19 protein-coding genes and 3 pseudogenes are annotated in these 17,410 nt (G+C 64.6%); 3 read left to right on the plus strand and 19 right to left on the minus strand.

All coding sequences use genetic code 11. From position 1 onward, the window contains the following. Positions 1-117 precede the first annotated feature (117 nt). From CAL15_RS18635 to merT, 8 genes and pseudogenes are all read right to left on the minus strand, one after another. Entirely contained in the window at positions 118-1,023 is a 906-nt protein-coding gene (locus CAL15_RS18635) for a DUF3577 domain-containing protein (protein ID WP_003116825.1), read from the minus strand. A 310-nt stretch (positions 1,024-1,333) separates the two neighbouring features. After that, positions 1,334-1,784, minus strand: a pseudogene (locus CAL15_RS24705) (XF1762 family protein). 141 nt (positions 1,785-1,925) lie between these two features. Beyond that, positions 1,926-2,222, minus strand: a pseudogene (locus tag CAL15_RS18645) (DUF3085 domain-containing protein); the annotation flags it as partial. 33 nt (positions 2,223-2,255) lie between these two features. After that, positions 2,256-2,774, minus strand: a pseudogene (locus tag CAL15_RS24850) (Tn3 family transposase); the annotation flags it as partial. Then, positions 2,738-3,253 carry a Tn3 family transposase gene (locus CAL15_RS24855; protein WP_003098931.1) on the minus strand — a complete coding sequence of 172 codons (516 nt, stop codon included), beginning with the start codon at positions 3,251-3,253 and terminating at the stop codon, positions 2,738-2,740. The gene CAL15_RS24855 and the pseudogene CAL15_RS24850, both read right to left, overlap by 37 nt. Before the next feature lie 18 nt (positions 3,254-3,271). Next, complete coding sequence (merA, locus tag CAL15_RS18655; RefSeq protein ID WP_003098932.1) at positions 3,272-4,960, minus strand: mercury(II) reductase; 1,689 nt, start codon at positions 4,958-4,960, stop codon at positions 3,272-3,274. A gap of 10 nt (positions 4,961-4,970) precedes the next feature. After that, positions 4,971-5,258 (minus strand): mercury resistance system periplasmic binding protein MerP, encoded by a 288-nt coding sequence (gene merP, locus CAL15_RS18660; RefSeq protein ID WP_003116826.1) that lies wholly within the window; start codon positions 5,256-5,258, stop codon positions 4,971-4,973. A 12-nt stretch (positions 5,259-5,270) separates the two neighbouring features. Further along, positions 5,271-5,621 carry a mercuric ion transporter MerT gene (gene merT / locus CAL15_RS18665; protein ID WP_003116827.1) on the minus strand — a complete coding sequence of 117 codons (351 nt, stop codon included), beginning with the start codon at positions 5,619-5,621 and terminating at the stop codon, positions 5,271-5,273. A gap of 71 nt (positions 5,622-5,692) precedes the next feature. On the opposite strand from merT, the gene merR reads away from it, so the two are divergent. Then, positions 5,693-6,100 carry an Hg(II)-responsive transcriptional regulator gene (gene merR, locus CAL15_RS18670; protein WP_003098939.1) on the plus strand — a complete coding sequence of 136 codons (408 nt, stop codon included), beginning with the start codon at positions 5,693-5,695 and terminating at the stop codon, positions 6,098-6,100. 261 nt (positions 6,101-6,361) lie between these two features. On the opposite strand, the gene CAL15_RS18680 is transcribed toward merR, so the two are convergent. The 9 genes from CAL15_RS18680 to CAL15_RS18720 all read right to left on the minus strand — a co-directional run bounded on the left by CAL15_RS18680 (position 6,362) and on the right by CAL15_RS18720 (position 14,569). After that, on the minus strand, positions 6,362-7,186 hold the full coding sequence (locus CAL15_RS18680; protein WP_003098941.1) for a hypothetical protein: 825 nt from the start codon (positions 7,184-7,186) through the stop codon (positions 6,362-6,364). A gap of 288 nt (positions 7,187-7,474) precedes the next feature. Then, the gene (locus CAL15_RS18685; RefSeq protein ID WP_003116828.1) at positions 7,475-7,753 is read right to left on the minus strand and encodes a hypothetical protein; all 279 of its coding nucleotides are present in this window, start codon (positions 7,751-7,753) and stop codon (positions 7,475-7,477) included. A 97-nt stretch (positions 7,754-7,850) separates the two neighbouring features. Then, entirely contained in the window at positions 7,851-8,588 is a 738-nt protein-coding gene (locus CAL15_RS18690; RefSeq protein ID WP_003116829.1) for a DUF5983 family protein, read from the minus strand. 83 nt (positions 8,589-8,671) lie between these two features. Continuing rightward, positions 8,672-9,358 (minus strand): hypothetical protein, encoded by a 687-nt coding sequence (locus CAL15_RS18695; protein WP_003116830.1) that lies wholly within the window; start codon positions 9,356-9,358, stop codon positions 8,672-8,674. A gap of 182 nt (positions 9,359-9,540) precedes the next feature. After that, positions 9,541-9,933, minus strand: coding sequence for a hypothetical protein (locus CAL15_RS18700; protein WP_003116832.1), 393 nt, complete (start codon positions 9,931-9,933; stop codon positions 9,541-9,543). Positions 9,934-9,954: 21 nt separating this feature from the next. Beyond that, positions 9,955-10,167 (minus strand): hypothetical protein, encoded by a 213-nt coding sequence (locus tag CAL15_RS18705; RefSeq protein WP_003116833.1) that lies wholly within the window; start codon positions 10,165-10,167, stop codon positions 9,955-9,957. 337 nt (positions 10,168-10,504) lie between these two features. Further along, a complete protein-coding gene (locus CAL15_RS24860) occupies positions 10,505-10,816 on the minus strand; it encodes a hypothetical protein (protein WP_003108988.1) in 312 nt (103 codons plus the stop codon). 336 nt (positions 10,817-11,152) lie between these two features. Continuing rightward, complete coding sequence (lspA, locus tag CAL15_RS18715) at positions 11,153-11,653, minus strand: signal peptidase II (RefSeq protein ID WP_003098955.1); 501 nt, start codon at positions 11,651-11,653, stop codon at positions 11,153-11,155. Positions 11,654-11,656: 3 nt separating this feature from the next. Next, on the minus strand, positions 11,657-14,569 hold the full coding sequence (locus tag CAL15_RS18720; protein WP_003098961.1) for a heavy metal translocating P-type ATPase: 2,913 nt from the start codon (positions 14,567-14,569) through the stop codon (positions 11,657-11,659). Positions 14,570-14,660: 91 nt separating this feature from the next. Here CAL15_RS18720 and cadR point away from each other — a divergent pair, with 91 nt between their 5' ends. Then, positions 14,661-15,059, plus strand: coding sequence for a Cd(II)/Pb(II)-responsive transcriptional regulator (gene cadR, locus CAL15_RS18725; RefSeq protein ID WP_003098965.1), 399 nt, complete (start codon positions 14,661-14,663; stop codon positions 15,057-15,059). Between the two features lie 67 nt (positions 15,060-15,126). On the opposite strand, the gene CAL15_RS24710 is transcribed toward cadR, so the two are convergent. Together CAL15_RS24710 and CAL15_RS24715 are read right to left on the minus strand one after the other, a co-directional pair. Then, on the minus strand, positions 15,127-15,501 hold the full coding sequence (locus CAL15_RS24710) for a DUF3703 domain-containing protein (RefSeq protein ID WP_011516992.1): 375 nt from the start codon (positions 15,499-15,501) through the stop codon (positions 15,127-15,129). Between the two features lie 12 nt (positions 15,502-15,513). Beyond that, complete coding sequence (locus tag CAL15_RS24715) at positions 15,514-15,723, minus strand: hypothetical protein (protein ID WP_014747696.1); 210 nt, start codon at positions 15,721-15,723, stop codon at positions 15,514-15,516. A 411-nt stretch (positions 15,724-16,134) separates the two neighbouring features. Here CAL15_RS24715 and CAL15_RS18740 point away from each other — a divergent pair, with 411 nt between their 5' ends. Beyond that, positions 16,135-16,770: a cation transporter gene (locus CAL15_RS18740; protein ID WP_003098972.1), complete on the plus strand. Its 636-nt coding sequence runs from the start codon at positions 16,135-16,137 to the stop codon at positions 16,768-16,770. Positions 16,771-17,410: the final 640 nt, after the last annotated feature.

Consider the following 17,410-nt stretch of genomic DNA (forward strand, 5'->3'; position numbering starts at 1 on the left):
CCGCGTGGCCGTGAGACCACGCGGAACTCGGGGGATGAAATGCGCAAGCACGCGTCCTGGGGACGCGGCGTACGTGGGGAGGAAAAGCGACAAGGCCCCGTGAGAGGCCGTGCCGGATCAGAACGAAGCAGCCAATGCCGGCTCCTGCTCCTGGACTTGCGCCTCGGGCTCGCGCTCGGCGGGCTCGGTGGCCGTGTCGATGGCATCGTCGGCTTCGGACGCGGATGCGTCTTCGGCCGGCGGCGCCTCGGCTTGCGCCTGGCTCGTCGGATAGACCTGGGTGCCGTCGATCTTGATGAGACCGATGTGGACCAGCGTCGATTCCAGGCTGGCGGCCGGTTCCCCGGCGTGCTCACCCTTGGTGCGGATGTACGGATCGATCTTCATGTCGTTCAGACGGAAGGCGATCAGCACCTTGCGGTCACCCTCGACGGCCTGAACGCACCGGCGAACCAGGTGCTCGGCTTCCGGGGTGGCGACGATGGTGTCGAAGTACCGATACTCCGGTTCATCGACAGGCCCGGCCAGTGCCGCGACGGTGCAAGAGAGGAACGAGTCGCCAGCTTTTGGGGTGACGTCCTTCACACGATTGAGATAGCCGATGCCGCGGGTGATCAACTCGTGCTGCTCGATCGAAGCCAGTTCGGCCCGGTCGATCAGTTCGGCCTTGAGCAGTCGCGCCTTGAGGGACGCGGCGGCCTGACCCTTCTGCTCACCCTTGTCGCGGATGTACACATCGCCCCACAGGTCACCGAGGCGAAAGCGCACCAGCGGGCGCTGCTTGGGATCGTCAACGCCGATGTAGCGCTGAACGAGCTTCTTGGCCTCGGCACCCGAGACCTTGACGTCGAAGTAGCGGTAGCTGGGGTCCCGGGCGGGGCCGACCAGCGCGGCGATGGTGCATGCCAGGAAAGGCTGCGCACGGCGGCCGCCCCGGACGGGCACTTCACGGACACGCTGGATGTAGCCGATGCCCGAGGTGTGGAGGTCGAAATACGATTTCTCGTTGGACGTGGTGTTCATGGTGAATCTCCATTGGGATGAAGCGGAGACACACCGGCCCACGCATGCGGGGAAGGTGCGTGACCCCGCGGTGGGTTGATAAGGCGAAAGCATCCGCCACCAGAGGCTGGTGGCCGCTCGCGGAAGGATGCGGTGCGAGCTGGCTCGGTCACGCAGTGGGAACTGCGCCGCAACCTCGAAGACCGATGGTTGCCTGGCATGTCGCTGACGACGTCAGCAGGCATGGGGCCAGCATGGCGGGGCCTCGCGCGCGCGGCAGCAATCAATCGGCACCCGGGCGCTTCCCTTTGTCCGCGCCACCCGGCGCCTGTCACAGGCACTTGGCGCCGCGCAGGTGCTCGGGGGTATCGGCGCGCGGACGGCCGGGACGGCTCCAGGCGCCGCCACCGCGCGCGCCGATCAGCCGCCAGCCGGCGGCGCGCAGGCTGGCGCCACCTTCGTCGGGCATGGTGTAGGTGAGCAGGCGTATGTAGCCCAGCGCCCTTGCCGCCTGCCAGGCCGCGCCGTAGAGCTTGCTGCAGGCGCTGGGTGTGCCGTCGGTGCACAGCCGCGTGACTTCCAGCGTCCAGGTGCCGCGCGACCGGGCGGCCGACAATGGCCACGCCGTGGATCAGGTCGCTGTCGCTCAGCGTGACGGCCAGGGCGAACTTCGCGCCCTGGACCGGGCGGTGGTGGCGATGGTGCGACAGAACGAATGCATTGGCCGTGCGCAGCGACACCGGTAGGAGGTGCAGCCTCGGCGAGGTCGATGGCGTGTTCATGCGGTTGTCTCCGGTGGCATGCCGGCGTTGTGGCCGGCGGGGCGTGCCTCGGCGGCTGGAGACAAACGCGCACGCGCGGCGATGGCGGCGGTGCGAACAAAAGAAGGCCCCCGATGCGGGGGCTGCGAGGCGGTTGCCGCGTCAGGCGGGAGGCACCACTGCTAAGGACAGGTGCGTGGCGGTGGCGGAAAGCACGAGATCGTCCGCCGAGTGCTGGAGGCGCGTGAACAGGCCGTCCTTCGGGTCGAAATACTCCGCGAAGTCATCGCCGCCCAGCTCGCGGCCGGCGAGGTGCCACCAGTCATCGAACGGGTCGGTGTCCGGGTTGCATCCGACGGCGTAGGCGAGCAGTGCCTGGCGCCCATCCGGGCGACGCTCCCCACGCTCGGCGAGGAAGTACACGCCCTGATCCTTGACCAGGACAATGCGGCACTGATTGGGGACGTCTCAGAAAACGGAAAAAATCGTACGCTAAGCCGGTTGCAGCGGTCGTAGCGGCCTGAACTTGCCCGCGCCGATCTTGGCGCTGCTGCGCCAGAGGTAATCGCCGGTCAGGTTGATGTGCTCCCAGCCCAGCGGCGACAGGTACTGCAACAGGGCGTCATCGACAGTCTGGCCGTGACCGCGTAAGGCGTTTGAGGCCCGTTCCAGATAGACCGTGTTCCACAACACTATGGCCGCCGTCACCAGGTTGAGGCCGCTGGCCCGGTAGCGCTGCTGCTCGAAACTGCGGTCGCGGATTTCGCCCAGCCGGTTGAAGAACACGGCGCGGGCTAGCGCGTTGCGGGCTTCGCCCTTGTTCAGTCCGGCATGCACGCGGCGGCGCAGCTCGACGCTTTGCAGCCAGTCCAGGATGAACAGCGTTCGCTCGATGCGGCCCAGCTCGCGCAGCGCCACGGCCAGGCCGTTCTGGCGCGGGTAGCTGCCGAGTTTCCTGAGCATCAGCGAGGCCGTCACCGTGCCCTGCTTGATCGAGGTGGCCAGCCGCACCTTGGCGTTGATCGCCTTGCCGGACGCCTGGAACTGCTGCTGATGCTTGTGCTTGGCAGCGTTGAACAGCTTGCCCAGGATGCGGTCGTGCAGGTCGATGATTTCGTCGGTGACGGTGGCCATGCCCTCGATGGCGAGCGCACCAGGGTCGCGTAGCGGCGCTGTGCCTCGAACTTGGCCAGATCGGCGGGCGTCATCTGGCCGCCTTCGCGGGCGATCTTGAGCAGGCGGTTCTGGTGCACCGACCGCTCGATGCCGGAAGGCAGGTCGAGCGCCTGCCAGGCTTTGAGGCGCTCGATGTGTTCGAGTATGTGGCGCGAGTTCGGCTTGACGGGCGACTGGCGCAGCCAGGCCAGCCAGGTCGTCTTGCCGTTGTCGTGGCGCTTGAGCAGATCGTCGAGGCGGTGCCGGTGGGTGGCCGACAGGGGATCGGACAAGGCCGCGTAGATGCGGCGGTTGGCGCGGCTGTAGGCGTTCATCGAACACCTCCCTTTTCCTCATCCGGCGCAACAGGACAGTTGCTTCACGTCCTTGTTGAAGGTCTGCGCCGCGAGCTTCAGTCCCTCGACCATGGTCAGGTAGGGGAACAACTGGTCGGCCAGCTCCTGCACGGTCATCCGGTGGCGGATCGCCAGCGCGGCCGTCTGGATCAGTTCGCCCGCTTCCGGCGCGACCGCCTGTACGCCGATCAGCCGCCCTGAGCCAGCTTCCGCCACCAGCTTGATGAAGCCGCGCGTGTCGAAGTTGGCGAGCGCCCTCGGCACGTTGTCGAGCGTCAGCAGCCGGCTGTCGGTCTCGATGCCGTCGTGGTGCGCTTCCGCCTCGCTGTAGCCCACGGTCGCCACCTGCGGATCGGTGAACACCACCGCCGGCATCGCCGTCAGGTCCAGCGCCGCGTCGCCGCCGGTCATGTTGATCGCGGCGCGCGTGCCGGCCGCCGCCGCCACATAGACGAACTGCGGCTGGTCGGTGCAGTCGCCGGCAGCAAAGATGTGCGGTGCGCTCGTGCGCATGGCGCGGTCGATGACGATGGCTCCCTGCGCATTGACTTCGACGCCTGCCGCTTCAAGGTTCAGGCTGCGCGTGTTCGGCGCGCGACCGGTGGCGACCAGCAGCTTGTCGGCGCGCACTTCCCCCTGCCCGGTGGTGAGCACGAATTCCCCGCCCGCATAGGCAACGTGGCTCGCCTGGGTGTGGTCCAGCACCTCGATGCCCTCGGCGCGGAAGGCGTCTGTTACGGCTTCCCCGATGGCCGGGTCTTCTCGGAAGAACAGCGTGCTGCGCGCCAGGATCGTGACCTGGCTGCCCAGCCGGGCGAAGGCTTGCGCCAACTCGACCGCCACCACGGAGGAACCAATCACGGCCAGCCGCTCGGGGAGCGAGCTGCTTTCCAGCGCCTCGGTGGAGGTCCAGTGGGGTGTGTCCGCAAGGCCCGGGATTGGCGGAAGCGCCGGGCTCGCGCCGGTGGCAATCAGGCAGCGGTCGAAGTTCACCTCGTGCGTGCCGCCGTCAGCGGTCGCCACGGTCAGCGTGCGCGTGTCCCTGAACCGGGCCTCGCCGCGCAGCACGGTGATGGCCGGAGTGCTTGCCAGGATGCCTTCGTACTTGGCATGGCGCAGCTCCTCGACGCGGCCTTGTTGCTGGGCCAGCAGCCGCTCGCGCAGTACAGCGGGCGCTGCGGCCGGCAGGCCAGCATCGAACGGGCTTTCGCGGCGCAGGTGGACGATGTGCGCGGCGCGGATCATGATCTTGGACGGCACGCAGCCGACATTGACGCAGGTGCCGCCGATGGTGCCGCGCTCGATCAGCGTGACGCGGGCGCCTTGCTCCACGGCCTTCAAGGCAGCCGCCATCGCCGCGCCGCCGCTGCCTATCACAGCCACGTGCAGCGCTTGTTCACCGCCAACATGCTTCGTTTCGCCACCGAGCCAGCCCAGCGCCTTGTCTAGCAGGCCGGCAGGCTTGTTCGGCGTGTCGGTAAGCCGTGCGCGATAGCCGAGCGTGGCCACTGCGGCAACCAGCGGGGCCACGCTCACGCCTGCATCCGCCTCGATTTCGGCCTGCCGCTGCGGATAGGACACCGAGGCCGCGCGCACGCCGGGCACGTTCGTCAAAGCCTGCTGGACGTGCTCGGCGCACGACGTGCAGGTCATGCCTTCGATGTGGAGGGTGATCGCCTCGGCCATGATTACGCCCTCACTGCTTGACGCTGGACGGGTAACCCGCGTTTGCGGTGGCCTTGGTCAAGGCGTCGGCATTGGTCTTGGCCTCGTCGAAGGTGACGACGGCCTCCCGCTTCTCGAAGCTGACTTCGGCCTTCTCGACGCCGGCGACCTTGGACAGAGCCGTCTTGACCGTGATCGGGCACGCGGCGCAGGTCATGCCGGGCACCGACAGGGTGACGGTCTTGGTGGCAGCCCAGGCGGGCGCGCTTAGAGCGGCGGCCAGGGCGATGAGGGTGGTGAGGGTGGTGAGTTTCTTCATGGTGATCTCCTTTCAGTAGAACAGCGGCAGGACGTAGGGAAACGCGAGGGCAACCAGAACCAGGGCGGCCACGATCCAGAAGATCACCTTGTAGGCAGTCCGCACTTGGGGCACGGCGCAAACGTCGCCGGGCTTGCAGGCATGGGCTGGTCGGAAGATGCTGCGCCAGGCGAAGAACAGCGCGATGAGCGCTGCGCCGATGAAGATCGGCCGATACGGCTCCAGCACGGTCAGGTTGCCGATCCACGCGCCAGAGAAGCCGAGCGCGACCAGGACAAGGGGGCCGAGGCAGCAGGCCGAGGCGAGGACGGCCGCGACGCCGCCGGTCGCCAGTGCGCCGCAGCCGTTCTTGGGTTCCGACATAAGGTTCTCCTTCCGGGACTTCGCTTGATGCTGTAACGTTACTTCCGTAGTCAACTACGGAGTCAAGCGCCATGGAGAACGCTCAAGAGAATCTGACCATCGGGGCCTTCGCCAAGGCAGCCCGGGTCAACGTGGAGACGATCCGCTTCTATCAGCTCAAGGGCTTGCTACCCCAGCCGGAGCGGCCCTACGGTCGCATCCGCCGCTACGGGCAGGCGGACGTGGCGCGGGTGAAGTTCGTGAAGTCAGCCCAGCGCCTGGGATTCAGCCTGGATGAAGTCGGCCAGCTCCTGAAACTGGAGGACGGCACCCATTGCAGCGAGGCGGCCGAACTGGCTGCTCACCGGCTGGCCGATGTGCGCGCACGCATGGCGGACCTCACGCGGATGGAAGAGGCCCTGTCGACGCTAGTGAGAGAGTGCAACGCGCACCATGGCAATGTTTCCTGCCCGTTGATCGCAGCTTTGCATTGCTGCTAAAGGGCCCACTTCGGCTCTTAGCGTACGATTTTTTTCCGTTTTCTGAGACGACCCCTGATTGGCGATGGCTTCGGTCAGCACGGGGCGCAGGTCAGCGCCTTTGAATCGCAGTGACATGGATGAAATCTCCTGTGTGGAAGAATGAGAAAGGCCTCCATCCGATGGGATGAAGGGCCTGTAGTGCACGCGGCCGGAACGGCTGGAACGCCGTGGCGGATGCCTCGGGTCAGCCGCAGGACCGCCCGGTTTCGCTGCGGGGCGTCATGCCGGGACGGCCTGGCGCTTGCGGGCCGCTTTCGCGTCGAGGATGCTCACGTCGATCTGGCGCCAGCGCCCGTCGTCGATGAGCCTCTCCAGCACTTCGCCGAGCATGTCGAAATACACCTCGTCGTGCCGATCGACCAGTTCGACCGATTCACCGTTCTGACGGTGCAGTTCCACCACGTAGGTGTCTCCGCCGCGGTCGTAGAGGATCGTCACCCGGCCCTCGAACTTCGCGGTCGAGACCGTGAAGCTGATCGCCGGCGGGGTCTCGATGATCTTGGAGGGCGTGGGATCGACCCAGGTGAAGTCGCGGGCACCGGCATCCACCAGCATGTGGGTGATGCGCCGGAAGCGATCGGGGGCCGGCATCTCCTCCAACTGCTCGATGAGCTGGCCCAACTCCATGCACTGCGGCGTGGGAATGGGCAGCTTGGCCGGCGCCGAGCCGAGGATGTGCCTCGTGATGGTGTACGGCGTGCCGTCCGAAGTCTCCTCGGTGATGACCTCCGGCGTGTCCGCGCGCAGTCCGTCGAAGCGACGACGGGCATAGGGTTGGACATGCACCTTGGCGCCTTCGGCAGGAACCGTGGTCACCAGGCTGGGATCGAGCACCGCGAACTCGGAAGGCTTGAGCTTGACGACGATGGCATCGTCGGTCGCGGCGACCACCTTGCCGTCGAAGGGTTGGGGGTCGATGGCGAAGCCCAGCGTTGAGGACAGCGGCTGATCATCGAACACGCGGTACTTGAACGACCGCACGTTGCGGGGCACATGGCCTGCGACCAGCGAAGGCATCATGGATTTGATGAGGGAACGATCCATGGGGAAACTCCTTGAGGAAAAACAAGGGATTCCCCGCCCGCAAGGGAGAGGTCCCTTGTGGGTGGCGTGGATGGACGCGGTAGGTCCGTAGGAAGAAACGACCAGCACGGTTTCCCGCGCTTGCAGCCTCGAAGGTCTCGACTGCCTGGGCATGTGCCGGCAACGCCGACGAACATGGGGCAAGCATGGCCCTGGGGCGGTCTGCCTGCCCGCAGGAAACGGCACCGCACCACAACCGTTTTCCTGTGCTGCGGGCAAGAAAAAGCCCCTCGAAAGGGGCTGGAGGAATCAGGCTTGGTACACGAAGTAGTGCTCGCGCTGACGCGGAAAGAACACGTGTTTCCACGTGTCGCCGCTTGTGTTGCCACCGTCGAAGACGACCATTTCGTAGTCGTCCACGTCGGTGTCCACCAGGTCGGCGCTGGCGATATGGCGCATGTGCAGCGTGCCGCTCATGCGCTCGAATACCAGGATCTGGCCGATGGCATCTTCCTGGCTCATGGCGTTGACGCAGGCTCCGAGTTGGTGCTCGAAGTCGGATGCGGGTGTGATGAGGTCGGGGAACATGGGATCGCTCCTGTGAAAGTGCGCCGGCCCGGCTCTCTGGCGGGAGACCGGGCCGGCATGCGGTGAGGACAAGGAAGGCCGGGGATGTGTGTGGCAGCTATTCGCCGGCCAGCGATAGGCCCGGCAACACGGGTGCGTCGGCATCGAGGATGAGGATGCGCACGTCGGCCTGGCCGGCCAGTTCAAGGATCTGTGCCAGCTCGTCCGGCATGCCCTTGCTGCGGTGCTCCTGCCGAAGCTGCTCGGCGGCGATCCCCTCGACGTCCTGCAGGTGCTGGTCCGTCCAGGGCGTGGAGATCAGCTTGACGCCGATCGCCGGGCTGTAGGGAATCCGGAACGCGATGAACAAAAAGGCCTCCGGCGTCGCGAGGTCAGCCAGGTTGGCCAGGTACTGGCCGGTTTCGCGGCTGATGTGCGCGCTGCTGATTTCCCAGCACCGGCTGTAGTAGCCGGTCTCGAAGCTCAACCGCTGCACGACTTCCCGTGCGGCCTCGGCCGAATAGGTGTCGCCAATGTGGACGGGGCGGCCGTCGAAGTCGTCGCCGTGGATCGCGTACACCACGGCACCCACCATGCCTTCGCCGCTGCCCCCTTCAGCCGCGTCGCATTCGGCGATCAGTGCGGCGCCGACAGGTTCGGTGCCAGTCCTGACCACCGCGAAGTCGCTGGTGATGATGCAAGGAGAAGAAACCAGCGCCGCGTCGCAGAGGTGCTGCTGGCTCGGGTGGATGTTTCGCCAAACATGCGGGCTTCCGTCCTCGTAGCTGATGGACAGCGTGCGGACGATTTTCAGATTCCAGTAGCCGCGTAGAAAGGGATTGGGATTCTGGGACATGGGATTTCTCCAACAGAATAATGATGGAGCAAATCCCCGCCACCGGGAATTGACCCCGGTGGGTGGAAAGAAAGGAAACAGCGTCAGGTGACGCTGATCGTTGGCGTTTGGGCCAATCGCTCGGCGACGCGCCGGCGCAAATTCATGCGGAATGGCTCGTCGCTGACGCCCGCCAGCAGATTGATGGTCTCCAGCGCGATCAGGGCCGAAGCCTCTTCGATGTCGGCGGCCACAATGGTCTTGCGCAATTGGTCGCCGAGCTGGAGGGCCTGGGAGGAGGAGCTGATGAAGCGGACCTCGCGGCTCAGGTAGCAGCCGTTGCCGCCGAACTCGAACAGCCGCGGCTTGCTGCAGTACCAGCAGCCCTCGAACTGGATGGCGGTCAGGTGGTGCCCGTCATCGAACCGGGTGGCGATCAGAAACAATGCGTCGAGATCGGCGGTGTCCTCGAACGAATGACGGTCGATCAAGTTCCCCAGCTCTTCGTCCTCATCGGCACGGAAGTGCACGGCGAGCAGTTCGAGCAGCGGCGGGATCGACAGCCCTTCGTCGTCCGGCATCGGAATACCGAGTTGCGTGGCCAGGTCTTCCAGGCCATCGAGCACGTCCGGCCATTGCGGATTGGTGGTCTCGGCGATCTGGGCGATGTAGGCCTGCCCGTTGCCGGGGTGGCTCTCGTCCAGCGCGAAGGCGCCGAACAGCGCCTGGATGACGGGCGTCACACGGTCGAGCACGAGAACGCCGGTGGCTTCGTAGTAGTTGTTGGCCATGAAGGCTCCTTTCGATGAATGAACGGAGCCAGCCCTTGCGGACGATGGCATCCGCAGGGGAAACCGCCTGATGCCGGATGGCGCTGGGCGGGGAGAAAACGCGAGGGACATGGCCTCGAACGAGGCGCATGTCCCTCATGGGGTCCCGTGAACGCAGTGATGAAGGTGTGCCAGGGACCGGCTCACCAACCGCTGTAGTTCAGCAGCAGGTCGGCGATCACCTGGCGACGTTGCAGATCGAGACCATCGAAGTCCGACAGTCCTTGGAAGTGGCAGCGCTTGAGCATGGCACCGCCCTCGCGCGCGTTGTAGAAGCTGAACATGGCGGACAGGAACATGCGTTCCCCGCTGCTCAGGACGCCGAGTGCGTCGTTGGCACGCAGCATGTCGGGACGCAGATCCCACTTGCTCTTTGCCTGGTTCAGGCCTTCGCGCGTGCCGTCGCCAAACCATTGCGGGCCTGCGATCTCGACGCCGCGCTTCCAGACCTCGAAGAAGGCTTGGGGCGCGGCGGCGAAATGCTGCTCTTCCCGCATGATCTGATCGACGACTTCCTGGGGCAAAAGCTGGTTCATGACGTGGTTCCTCCAGTTGGATCAGGGTGTGGCGAGCTGGGACCAGCCGCCTCTTTCGAGGGCACGTTGAGCCGCGGCATAGCTGCGGAAGTACTGGCAGGATTCCCGCGAAACGGGACCTTCTGTATCGCGCGTGCCGATGTAGTGGCCGGCGGCGCTATGCAGGATTTCGAGCGGCAGGAACTTGCCGCAATGGATCAAGGCCAACTGGCCGAAAGAGGCTTGCTGGGACATGGACGGGCTCCTTGGAAAAAGCGGGGCCTCGTCCCTCACGGGATGGCAGCTCCCGCACGCGGTTGAGAAAAAAGCATCGGCGTCACGGGTGACGCGCGTCCGCAGACTCGATGCGATGGCGGACTGGCGGGTAGCGCGGAAAGAATCCGCGGCAGCCTGGAAACTCTGGCTGCTGGCATGGTGCTGACGAATCAGCGACACATGCGGGCAGCTTCATGCGCGAGGCGAGCCGCGTCAGCCGGAAATCGGCATTTGCAACAGCCCCGATTGGCGAACGCGGAAAAAAGAAAGCCCCGCAATAAGTGCGGGGCTGTCAGGAGGATGAGGCGAAACTGGGTCAGCGAGGCCTGTCGCCCAGTACATGCTGCTTCCACAGGGCGAATGCCTCGTCCGGTCCCAGCTCTGCGAGGATGACGATGGGCTGGCCCCGACGGGCACGCAGCGATGCGAAATACGCTGGCCGGTCGGCGATGGCGTTGAGCTTGATGCCCTTTAGGAACAGCAACTGGCGGGGGCGAACTTTGGTGGTAACGCAGGCATGATTGCGCTTGTTTGGGGCAAAAGGGCCAGCGAAGCGGGCGGACACGGCCAGAAAACCGCGACGAACTACTTGTACTTGCCAGGCGAGGCGAACGGGTGACATCAGCATATCGCTATGCGGTAAAGAAGACCGTCCTAAAGCTTGCAGGATCCCGGCATAGCTTCATCATCACCTCTCCGTGACGGCTCATTGGAACGAAAAAGGCCAGCATCGCCGTGATGGACTTTCATAATTGCCAGGTCAACTGGCTTGCGTGCTGTTTATTCACAGCAAGGCATTGCGACGTCGTTGCAGCAATCGCCGCCATCGCAACAGGGCGTTGCAGCAAAAGCGGCGGTGGGCGCTAGCATGAGGGCCAAGCCGCGGCCGCTCATGCTGGGGGCCGTTCTCTTCAGATTGGTGTCCTGCACCGTGTGCATTGCGAATTTCCGGATCGTCCCAATGTCACTGGGACTCCTTTGTGGCGGCCGGGTTCTCCACGCTCATGAACGACTGGGCCACCAGCGCGATCGCCCCGCCCACGATGGCCATGTCAGCGATGTTGAAGGCGGGCCAGTGCCAGCCGTGCAGGTGAAAGTCGATGTAGTCGATAACGTGCCCGCGCGTGGCGCGGTCGAACGCGTTGCCCAATGCGCCGCCCAGAATGAGGCTGTACGAAAGGCCTTCCGTTTTGCGCAGCGGCCGGGAGAGCAGCCATGCGAGCCATGCCGATATTGCGAACGCGATCGCCAGAAAAAACCACCGCTGCCAGCCGCCCGCGCCAGCAAGGAAGCTGAACGCCGCGCCGGGATTGAGAGCGTGAACTAGGTTGAAGAATGACGCCACCTCGTGCGACCAACCCAAGGGAGTTGTCGCGTCAATGTAGCTCTTAGCTGCCTGATCGCCGGCGAATATAACGATCGCGAGTGAGTACCACTGCGTCTTGCGAAGAGATGGTTCATCCATTGTTCATGCCGCCTTGAACTTCAGGAGGCGCAGCCCATTGACGACAACCAAAAGACTTGCCCCCATGTCAGCGAACACAGCCATCCACATGGTGGCATGCCCTGTGAACGTCAACGCAAGGAACACCGCCTTGATGCCAAGGGCCAGAACGATGTTCTGCGTGAGGATCGCCGCAGTGCTACGCGACAGCCGGATGAAGGCGGGGATCTTGCGCAGGTCGTCGTCCATCAGGGCGACGTCGGCTGTTTCGATCGCGGTGTCGGTGCCGGCCGCGCCCATGGCGAAGCCGATGTCGGCACGGGCGAGCGCGGGCGAATCGTTGATGCCGTCGCCCACCATGCCCACCTGGCCCTCGCCGCCGACCAGGCTTTCGATGGTCTTGAGCTTGTCTTCGGGCAGTTGGTCACCACGGGCTTCAGAGATTCCGACCTGGGCAGCGATGGCCGCGGCCGTGTGCTGGTTGTCCCCCGTCAGCATCAGCGTGCGCACACCCAGCGCCTGCAGGTCGGCCACCGCCTCACGGCTGGTTTCCTTCACGGTGTCGGCCACTGCAAAAATGCCGAGCACGGTCGCATCGTCCATCAGCAGGATCGCTGTCTTGCCTTGGCGCTCCAGGGTCTCCAGCCGAGCCTGGAGCGTCGCTTCGCTCAGGCCCAGCTCCTGGGCGAGCCTGTGGTTGCCCATGTGCAACATGCGCCCGGCGACGCGGCCGCGCACGCCGCGGCCAGGCAGCGCCGCGAAGTCGTCGACCTCGTGCAGCGCGATGCCGTCACGGTTCGCCTTGCGGGCGATGGCCTGAGACACAGGATGGTCCGAGCGTGCCGCGAGGCTTGCGGCCCAGGCGGCAACTTCCTGCGCCTCGCCGATCAGCGGCACGAAGTCGGTCTGCTCGGGCTTGCCATGTGTGAGTGTGCCGGTCTTGTCCAGGGCCAACGCCTTGAGCTTGCGCCCGCCCTCCAGGTAGACGCCACCCTTGATCAGGATGCCGCGTCGGGCGGCAGCGGCCAAGCCGCTGACGATGGTGACCGGCGTGGAGATGACCAGAGCGCAGGGGCAGGCGATCACCAGCAGTACCAGGGCCTTGTAGACCCAGTCAAACCATGCGCCGCCGAAGGCGAGCGGCGGCACGACGGCAACCAGCACGGACACCGCGAACACCGCCGGCGTGTAGACGCGGGCGAACTGGTCGACGAAGCGCTGCGTGGGCGCACGGCTGCCCTGCGCGGACTCCACGGCATGGATGATGCGCGCGAGCGTCGAGTCGCTGGCGCCTGCGGTCACCTTGTATTCGAAAGAGCCGGTCTCATTGATGGTTCCGGCGAAGACCTGGTCACCTTCGGCCTTCTCGACGGGCAGGCTCTCGCCGGTGATGGGCGCCTGGTTGATGGCCGATCGACCCGAGGTGATCAGGCCGTCCAGTGCGATGCGCTCGCCAGGACGCACGCGGACCACCGCGCCCTTTGCGACCTCCTTGGCCGGCAGCTCTGTCCATGAGCCATCGGCCTGCCGCACGGTCGCGGTCTCGGGCGCCAAGTCCATCAGCCCCCGAATGGCGTTGCGGGCGCGGTCCAGCGACTTCGCCTCGATCACTTCCGCCAACGCGAACAGGAACATGACCATGGCGGCCTCCGGCCAGTGGCCGATCGCCATGCCGCCGGTGACCGCGATGGCCATCAGGGCGTTCATGTTCAGGTTGAGGTTCTTCAGCGCGATCCAGCCCTTCTTGTAGGTGCTGAGGCCGCCGGTGAAGATCGAAACCAGTGCCAGCACGATCACGGCCCAATGATTGCCGTCGTTGACCCAGTACACGCCTTCGGCGGCCACCGCCGCAACGCCCGAAACCGCCATCGGCCACCAATTGGTCTTGTGCGCGGCCACCGGGGCATCGCGCGGCTCATCAGTCCTCTGGACCTCGGCTTCCATGCCCAGCGATTCGATGGCTTCGACTGCCGGCTTGATCGCGTCGGGTGTGTGCCGAACCGTGAGCGTGCGCTGCATCAGGTTGAAATCCATTCCCTGCACGCCCGGCATGCCTTGCAGCTTGCCGCGGATCAGACTTTCCTCGGTCGGACAGTCCATCTTCGCGATGCGAAGTACCGTGGTGGCTGTCTGCATGTCCTGCCGCGCAGCCTGCATTCCAATGGAAGCAAGCGCCTTCTCGATCGGCGCTGAGGTCGCCAGCGTGTGCTGGACTCCCAGCACACGCTGCATCAGATTGAAGTCGAGCGCGGTCACACCCGGCAGCTTGCCCAGCCGGTCGCGGATCAGCGCTTCTTCCGTCGGGCAATCCATGTTCTCGATCCGGTACGTCACCCGCTCGCCGATCGGCGGCGCGGAAACGGCAGCGGTTGGTTGCTGCTGCAGGGCCGAGGATGGGATCACAGCCGCGGCTTCGATCGGCCCCGTGTGGCCGAAGGTCTGCTCCTTGGCGCGCATGCCGATCGAGGCCAGGACCTGCTCCATCTGCGCGCGTGCCTGAGCGAGGTGTTTCACCGACAGGGTGCGCTCAGCGAGGTCGAAGTCGAGGTCCTGAATTCCCTCGACTGCCCCGAGGTGCGAGCGGATGAGTTTCTCCTCGCTCGGGCAGTCCATGTTCTCGATGCGGTAGGTGGTCGACACGGCGGCGTCTCGGACAGCCTGAGCCTTCATGCCCACCGAATTCAGCGCTTGCTCCAAGGCATCGGCCGAGACTTCGCGGTGCGAAATGGTCAACAAACGCTGCGGAAGATCGAACAGGAGCCGCTCGACACCGGGCATGCCCTCCAGCGTTCGCCGCACCAGTGCTTCCTCATTGCGGCAATCCATGTTGCTCACGTGGAAAACGGTGGTTTCAGTGCTGGCCTGCTCACTGGCGCACGCCGTCTGTTGGCCATTGCCGCCGGAGCAGGCGCATGGGCTGGAAGGTTCTTTGTTCATAGATCGCTCTTCATTGACAAGGTTTTCCCCGGATGCCATCATTAGAAAACCTCTAGTAGATATAGAGTCAAGTTTTTTATAGGAAGCAACCATGATGCGGATCGGTGAACTGGGCAAGAAGGCAGATTGCTTGGTGCAGACCGTGCGCTTTTACGAGTCAGAAGGCTTGCTGCCCGAGCCTGCACGTAGCGAGGGCAACTTCAGGCTCTATGACGAAGTCCATTTGCAGCGCTTGCTGTTCATCCGCCGCTGCCGGGCGAAGGACATGACGCTGGATGAGATCCGTCAACTGCTGAACTTACGGGATCGGCCAGAGTTGGGCTGCGGCGAGGTGAACGCGCTGGTCGACGCTCATATCGCGCAAGTGCGGACCAAGATGAAGGAATTGCGCGCCTTGGAGCGCGAGTTAATGGATCTGCGACGCTCCTGCGATAGCGCCCGAACCTCGCGCGAGTGCGGCATTCTCAACAGCTTGGCCGAGCCCGCCTGAAGCTCGAGCGTGTCATCGGTGCTGGAAGTGATCGGGTCCAGTTCTGAGAGCCACGTGCCGCGCTCCATCATGCGAAAGCGCGCGATTCTGACGTTTTGAGACGGCGTGCGACCGAGGGCGTGGCCCACAGGAGCCAGCGCGAGCCGGACGACCTGCGCGCCGCAATCTCCGCCACCTTACGGGTTCTCCAGGCCAGACCGAGCATCGCGGCGTGGCTGCGCAGGTGCAGGTGCAGGCCAAGGTAGCAGTGCGCCACGACGCGGCCCGACTCATGGGCACGCCACGCAACTCGCGATCGCTTCGCAAGAAGCCGCAAGGCCCGACTCGCGCAAGAATGCGACGTGGGCAAGATCGTATAGCCAGCAGCGCAAGCGTTTGCCGCTGCTGGCCGGCTCCGGAAGGGATAGACAAGCTGCGGGCCGTAGTCCATTGGAAAGTCCATCTTTCTTGAGTGTCACTCTTTGGCGCCCAGCGTGTGCTTTTGCGACCGGAAAGCGCTGAACAAGTGGCCCCCGGGCATCCAGAAATCGCCGTAGTTGACTTGGGCGTCTTCGTGCTCACGCTTGTGATGCCAGCGATGGGCTTCAGCCACCCCGATCAACAATCCCAACGGCCCGACCCGGTATCCCAGATTGGAGTGCTGGAAGGCCAGATGCACGACCAAGAAGCCGAGCCATGCGCCGACGGCCAACCACAGCTTGGAACGCCGCTACTGGCTCAACGGGGAGTGGAAAGGCCGCCCGCCCTCTAGCAAGGCGGCACAAGCGAGCGCGACGATCACTGTGAGTAGCTCCGTCGGAAAAGACGGCCGGCCGGTCGCGAGCTCGCCGAAGAGCACAACCGCAGTGGCGCCACGGATCAGTGGATAGCAGCCATACCGGATGACAGTCGCAATGAAGGGGGCGCATTGGTGCTCATCTGTTCTGTCCTAAAGCTCTGACTGGATTGGAAAACCTTCTAGCTACGGTAGAGTCAAGGGCGTCCGGGAAGACCCTGTGGCAAGTTCGTTGCATCTGCGCCTTGACTCTCCAGCCGCTACAGGCTTCAGCATCCATCGATTTGGAAGGAACAATGCATGGCTGAAAACCACAGAAATCACGAAAACGACGAGTTGGGCCGCCTAGATGCGAGCGATGCGAAGGACCGAAAGATTCTTCTGACTGTGTTGCTGATCAACCTGACGCAGTCCGCCGCCGGCATTGCCCTTGGCATCTGGGCTGGCTCTACGGCGCTGATGGGCGCCGGGTTGGACAACCTCGCCGATGCGTCGGTCTATGCGGTTAGCCTGTATGCCGTCGGTCGTGCGGCAACGGTCAAGGTGGGCGCGGCCCGCTTGTCGGGTTTCTTGCTAATCGGCCTGGCCGCGCTGCTGCTGTTGGAAGTCCTACGCCGCTTCGCTGGAGGGGAAGAGCCTGTCGGCCCAGCCATGATGGCCATGGCCGCGCTGAACGCGGCTTTGAACCTAGTGTGCCTCAGACTACTGCGCCGCCATCGCGGGGAAGATGTGAACTTCAAGGCGTCAGCGATCTTTACCAGCAACGACTCCATCGTCAATGGTGCGATTGTGCTGTCCGGGGTGCTGGTGATGGGGTTCGGGTCGAACATCCCGGATCTGGTGCTGGGCGTCATCGTGGCCGCAATCGCAGCGAATGGGGGGCGGGAAATCCTGCGCGAAGCATCGGAAACAGCTCGCCGTAAGGCGGGCACATAAGGCATGTTTTCGCCCAGTTCATCCCGAGGTTTACCTCTGCAAAAGAGGTAGTCCAGCCTTTGGGCTACGGCCTCGGCTGCAGCCGAGCGTACCATTGGCGATGGCCGCGCGATAGGCGGGCATGCCGTTCTCGACCTCCGTCTGCCGTACAGCAGCGGTGCGCAAGGTTGAGGGTGCATGTCGTCTCTCCTGTTCGTGTGGCCCAGGCCAATGGCCGGGCCGGGACGTTGATGGGCAGGAGAATGGCGCCGAAGGCCCAACGGCCTTCGGCTCGGGAGAAAAGAGGAACCACCCGTGGGCTGATTGGCAGGCCCGGTCGTCGCTAGAACCGTCTGCTCATCAAGCAATCACACCCGGCCCATGTCGTGGCTGGGGCCGGCATCGTCTGGCGCACATCCGCGCACAAAGGGAGCCCGTTTTTGCACCGGCGGGCACCGGCACCGATTACCGCTGACCACGAAGGGTCTCCCGGTGGCTCGTGCAGCCTGGCAAGCCACCGGGAGACCCTTCGCAGAGGGCGGAAGAAACGCAGATCAACAGAACGCGCGTGGTGCGGCTCGCAGAGAAGCTACCTTCAGGTCCCGCGGCCGGGGACGGCTGGGCGGGACGCGCACACGGATCAAGAAGGCGTTGCGCGCTG

Origin of the sequence: Bordetella genomosp. 13 (assembly GCF_002119665.1) — a bacterium.
In the GTDB taxonomy this organism is placed as follows: domain Bacteria; phylum Pseudomonadota; class Gammaproteobacteria; order Burkholderiales; family Burkholderiaceae_B; genus Bordetella.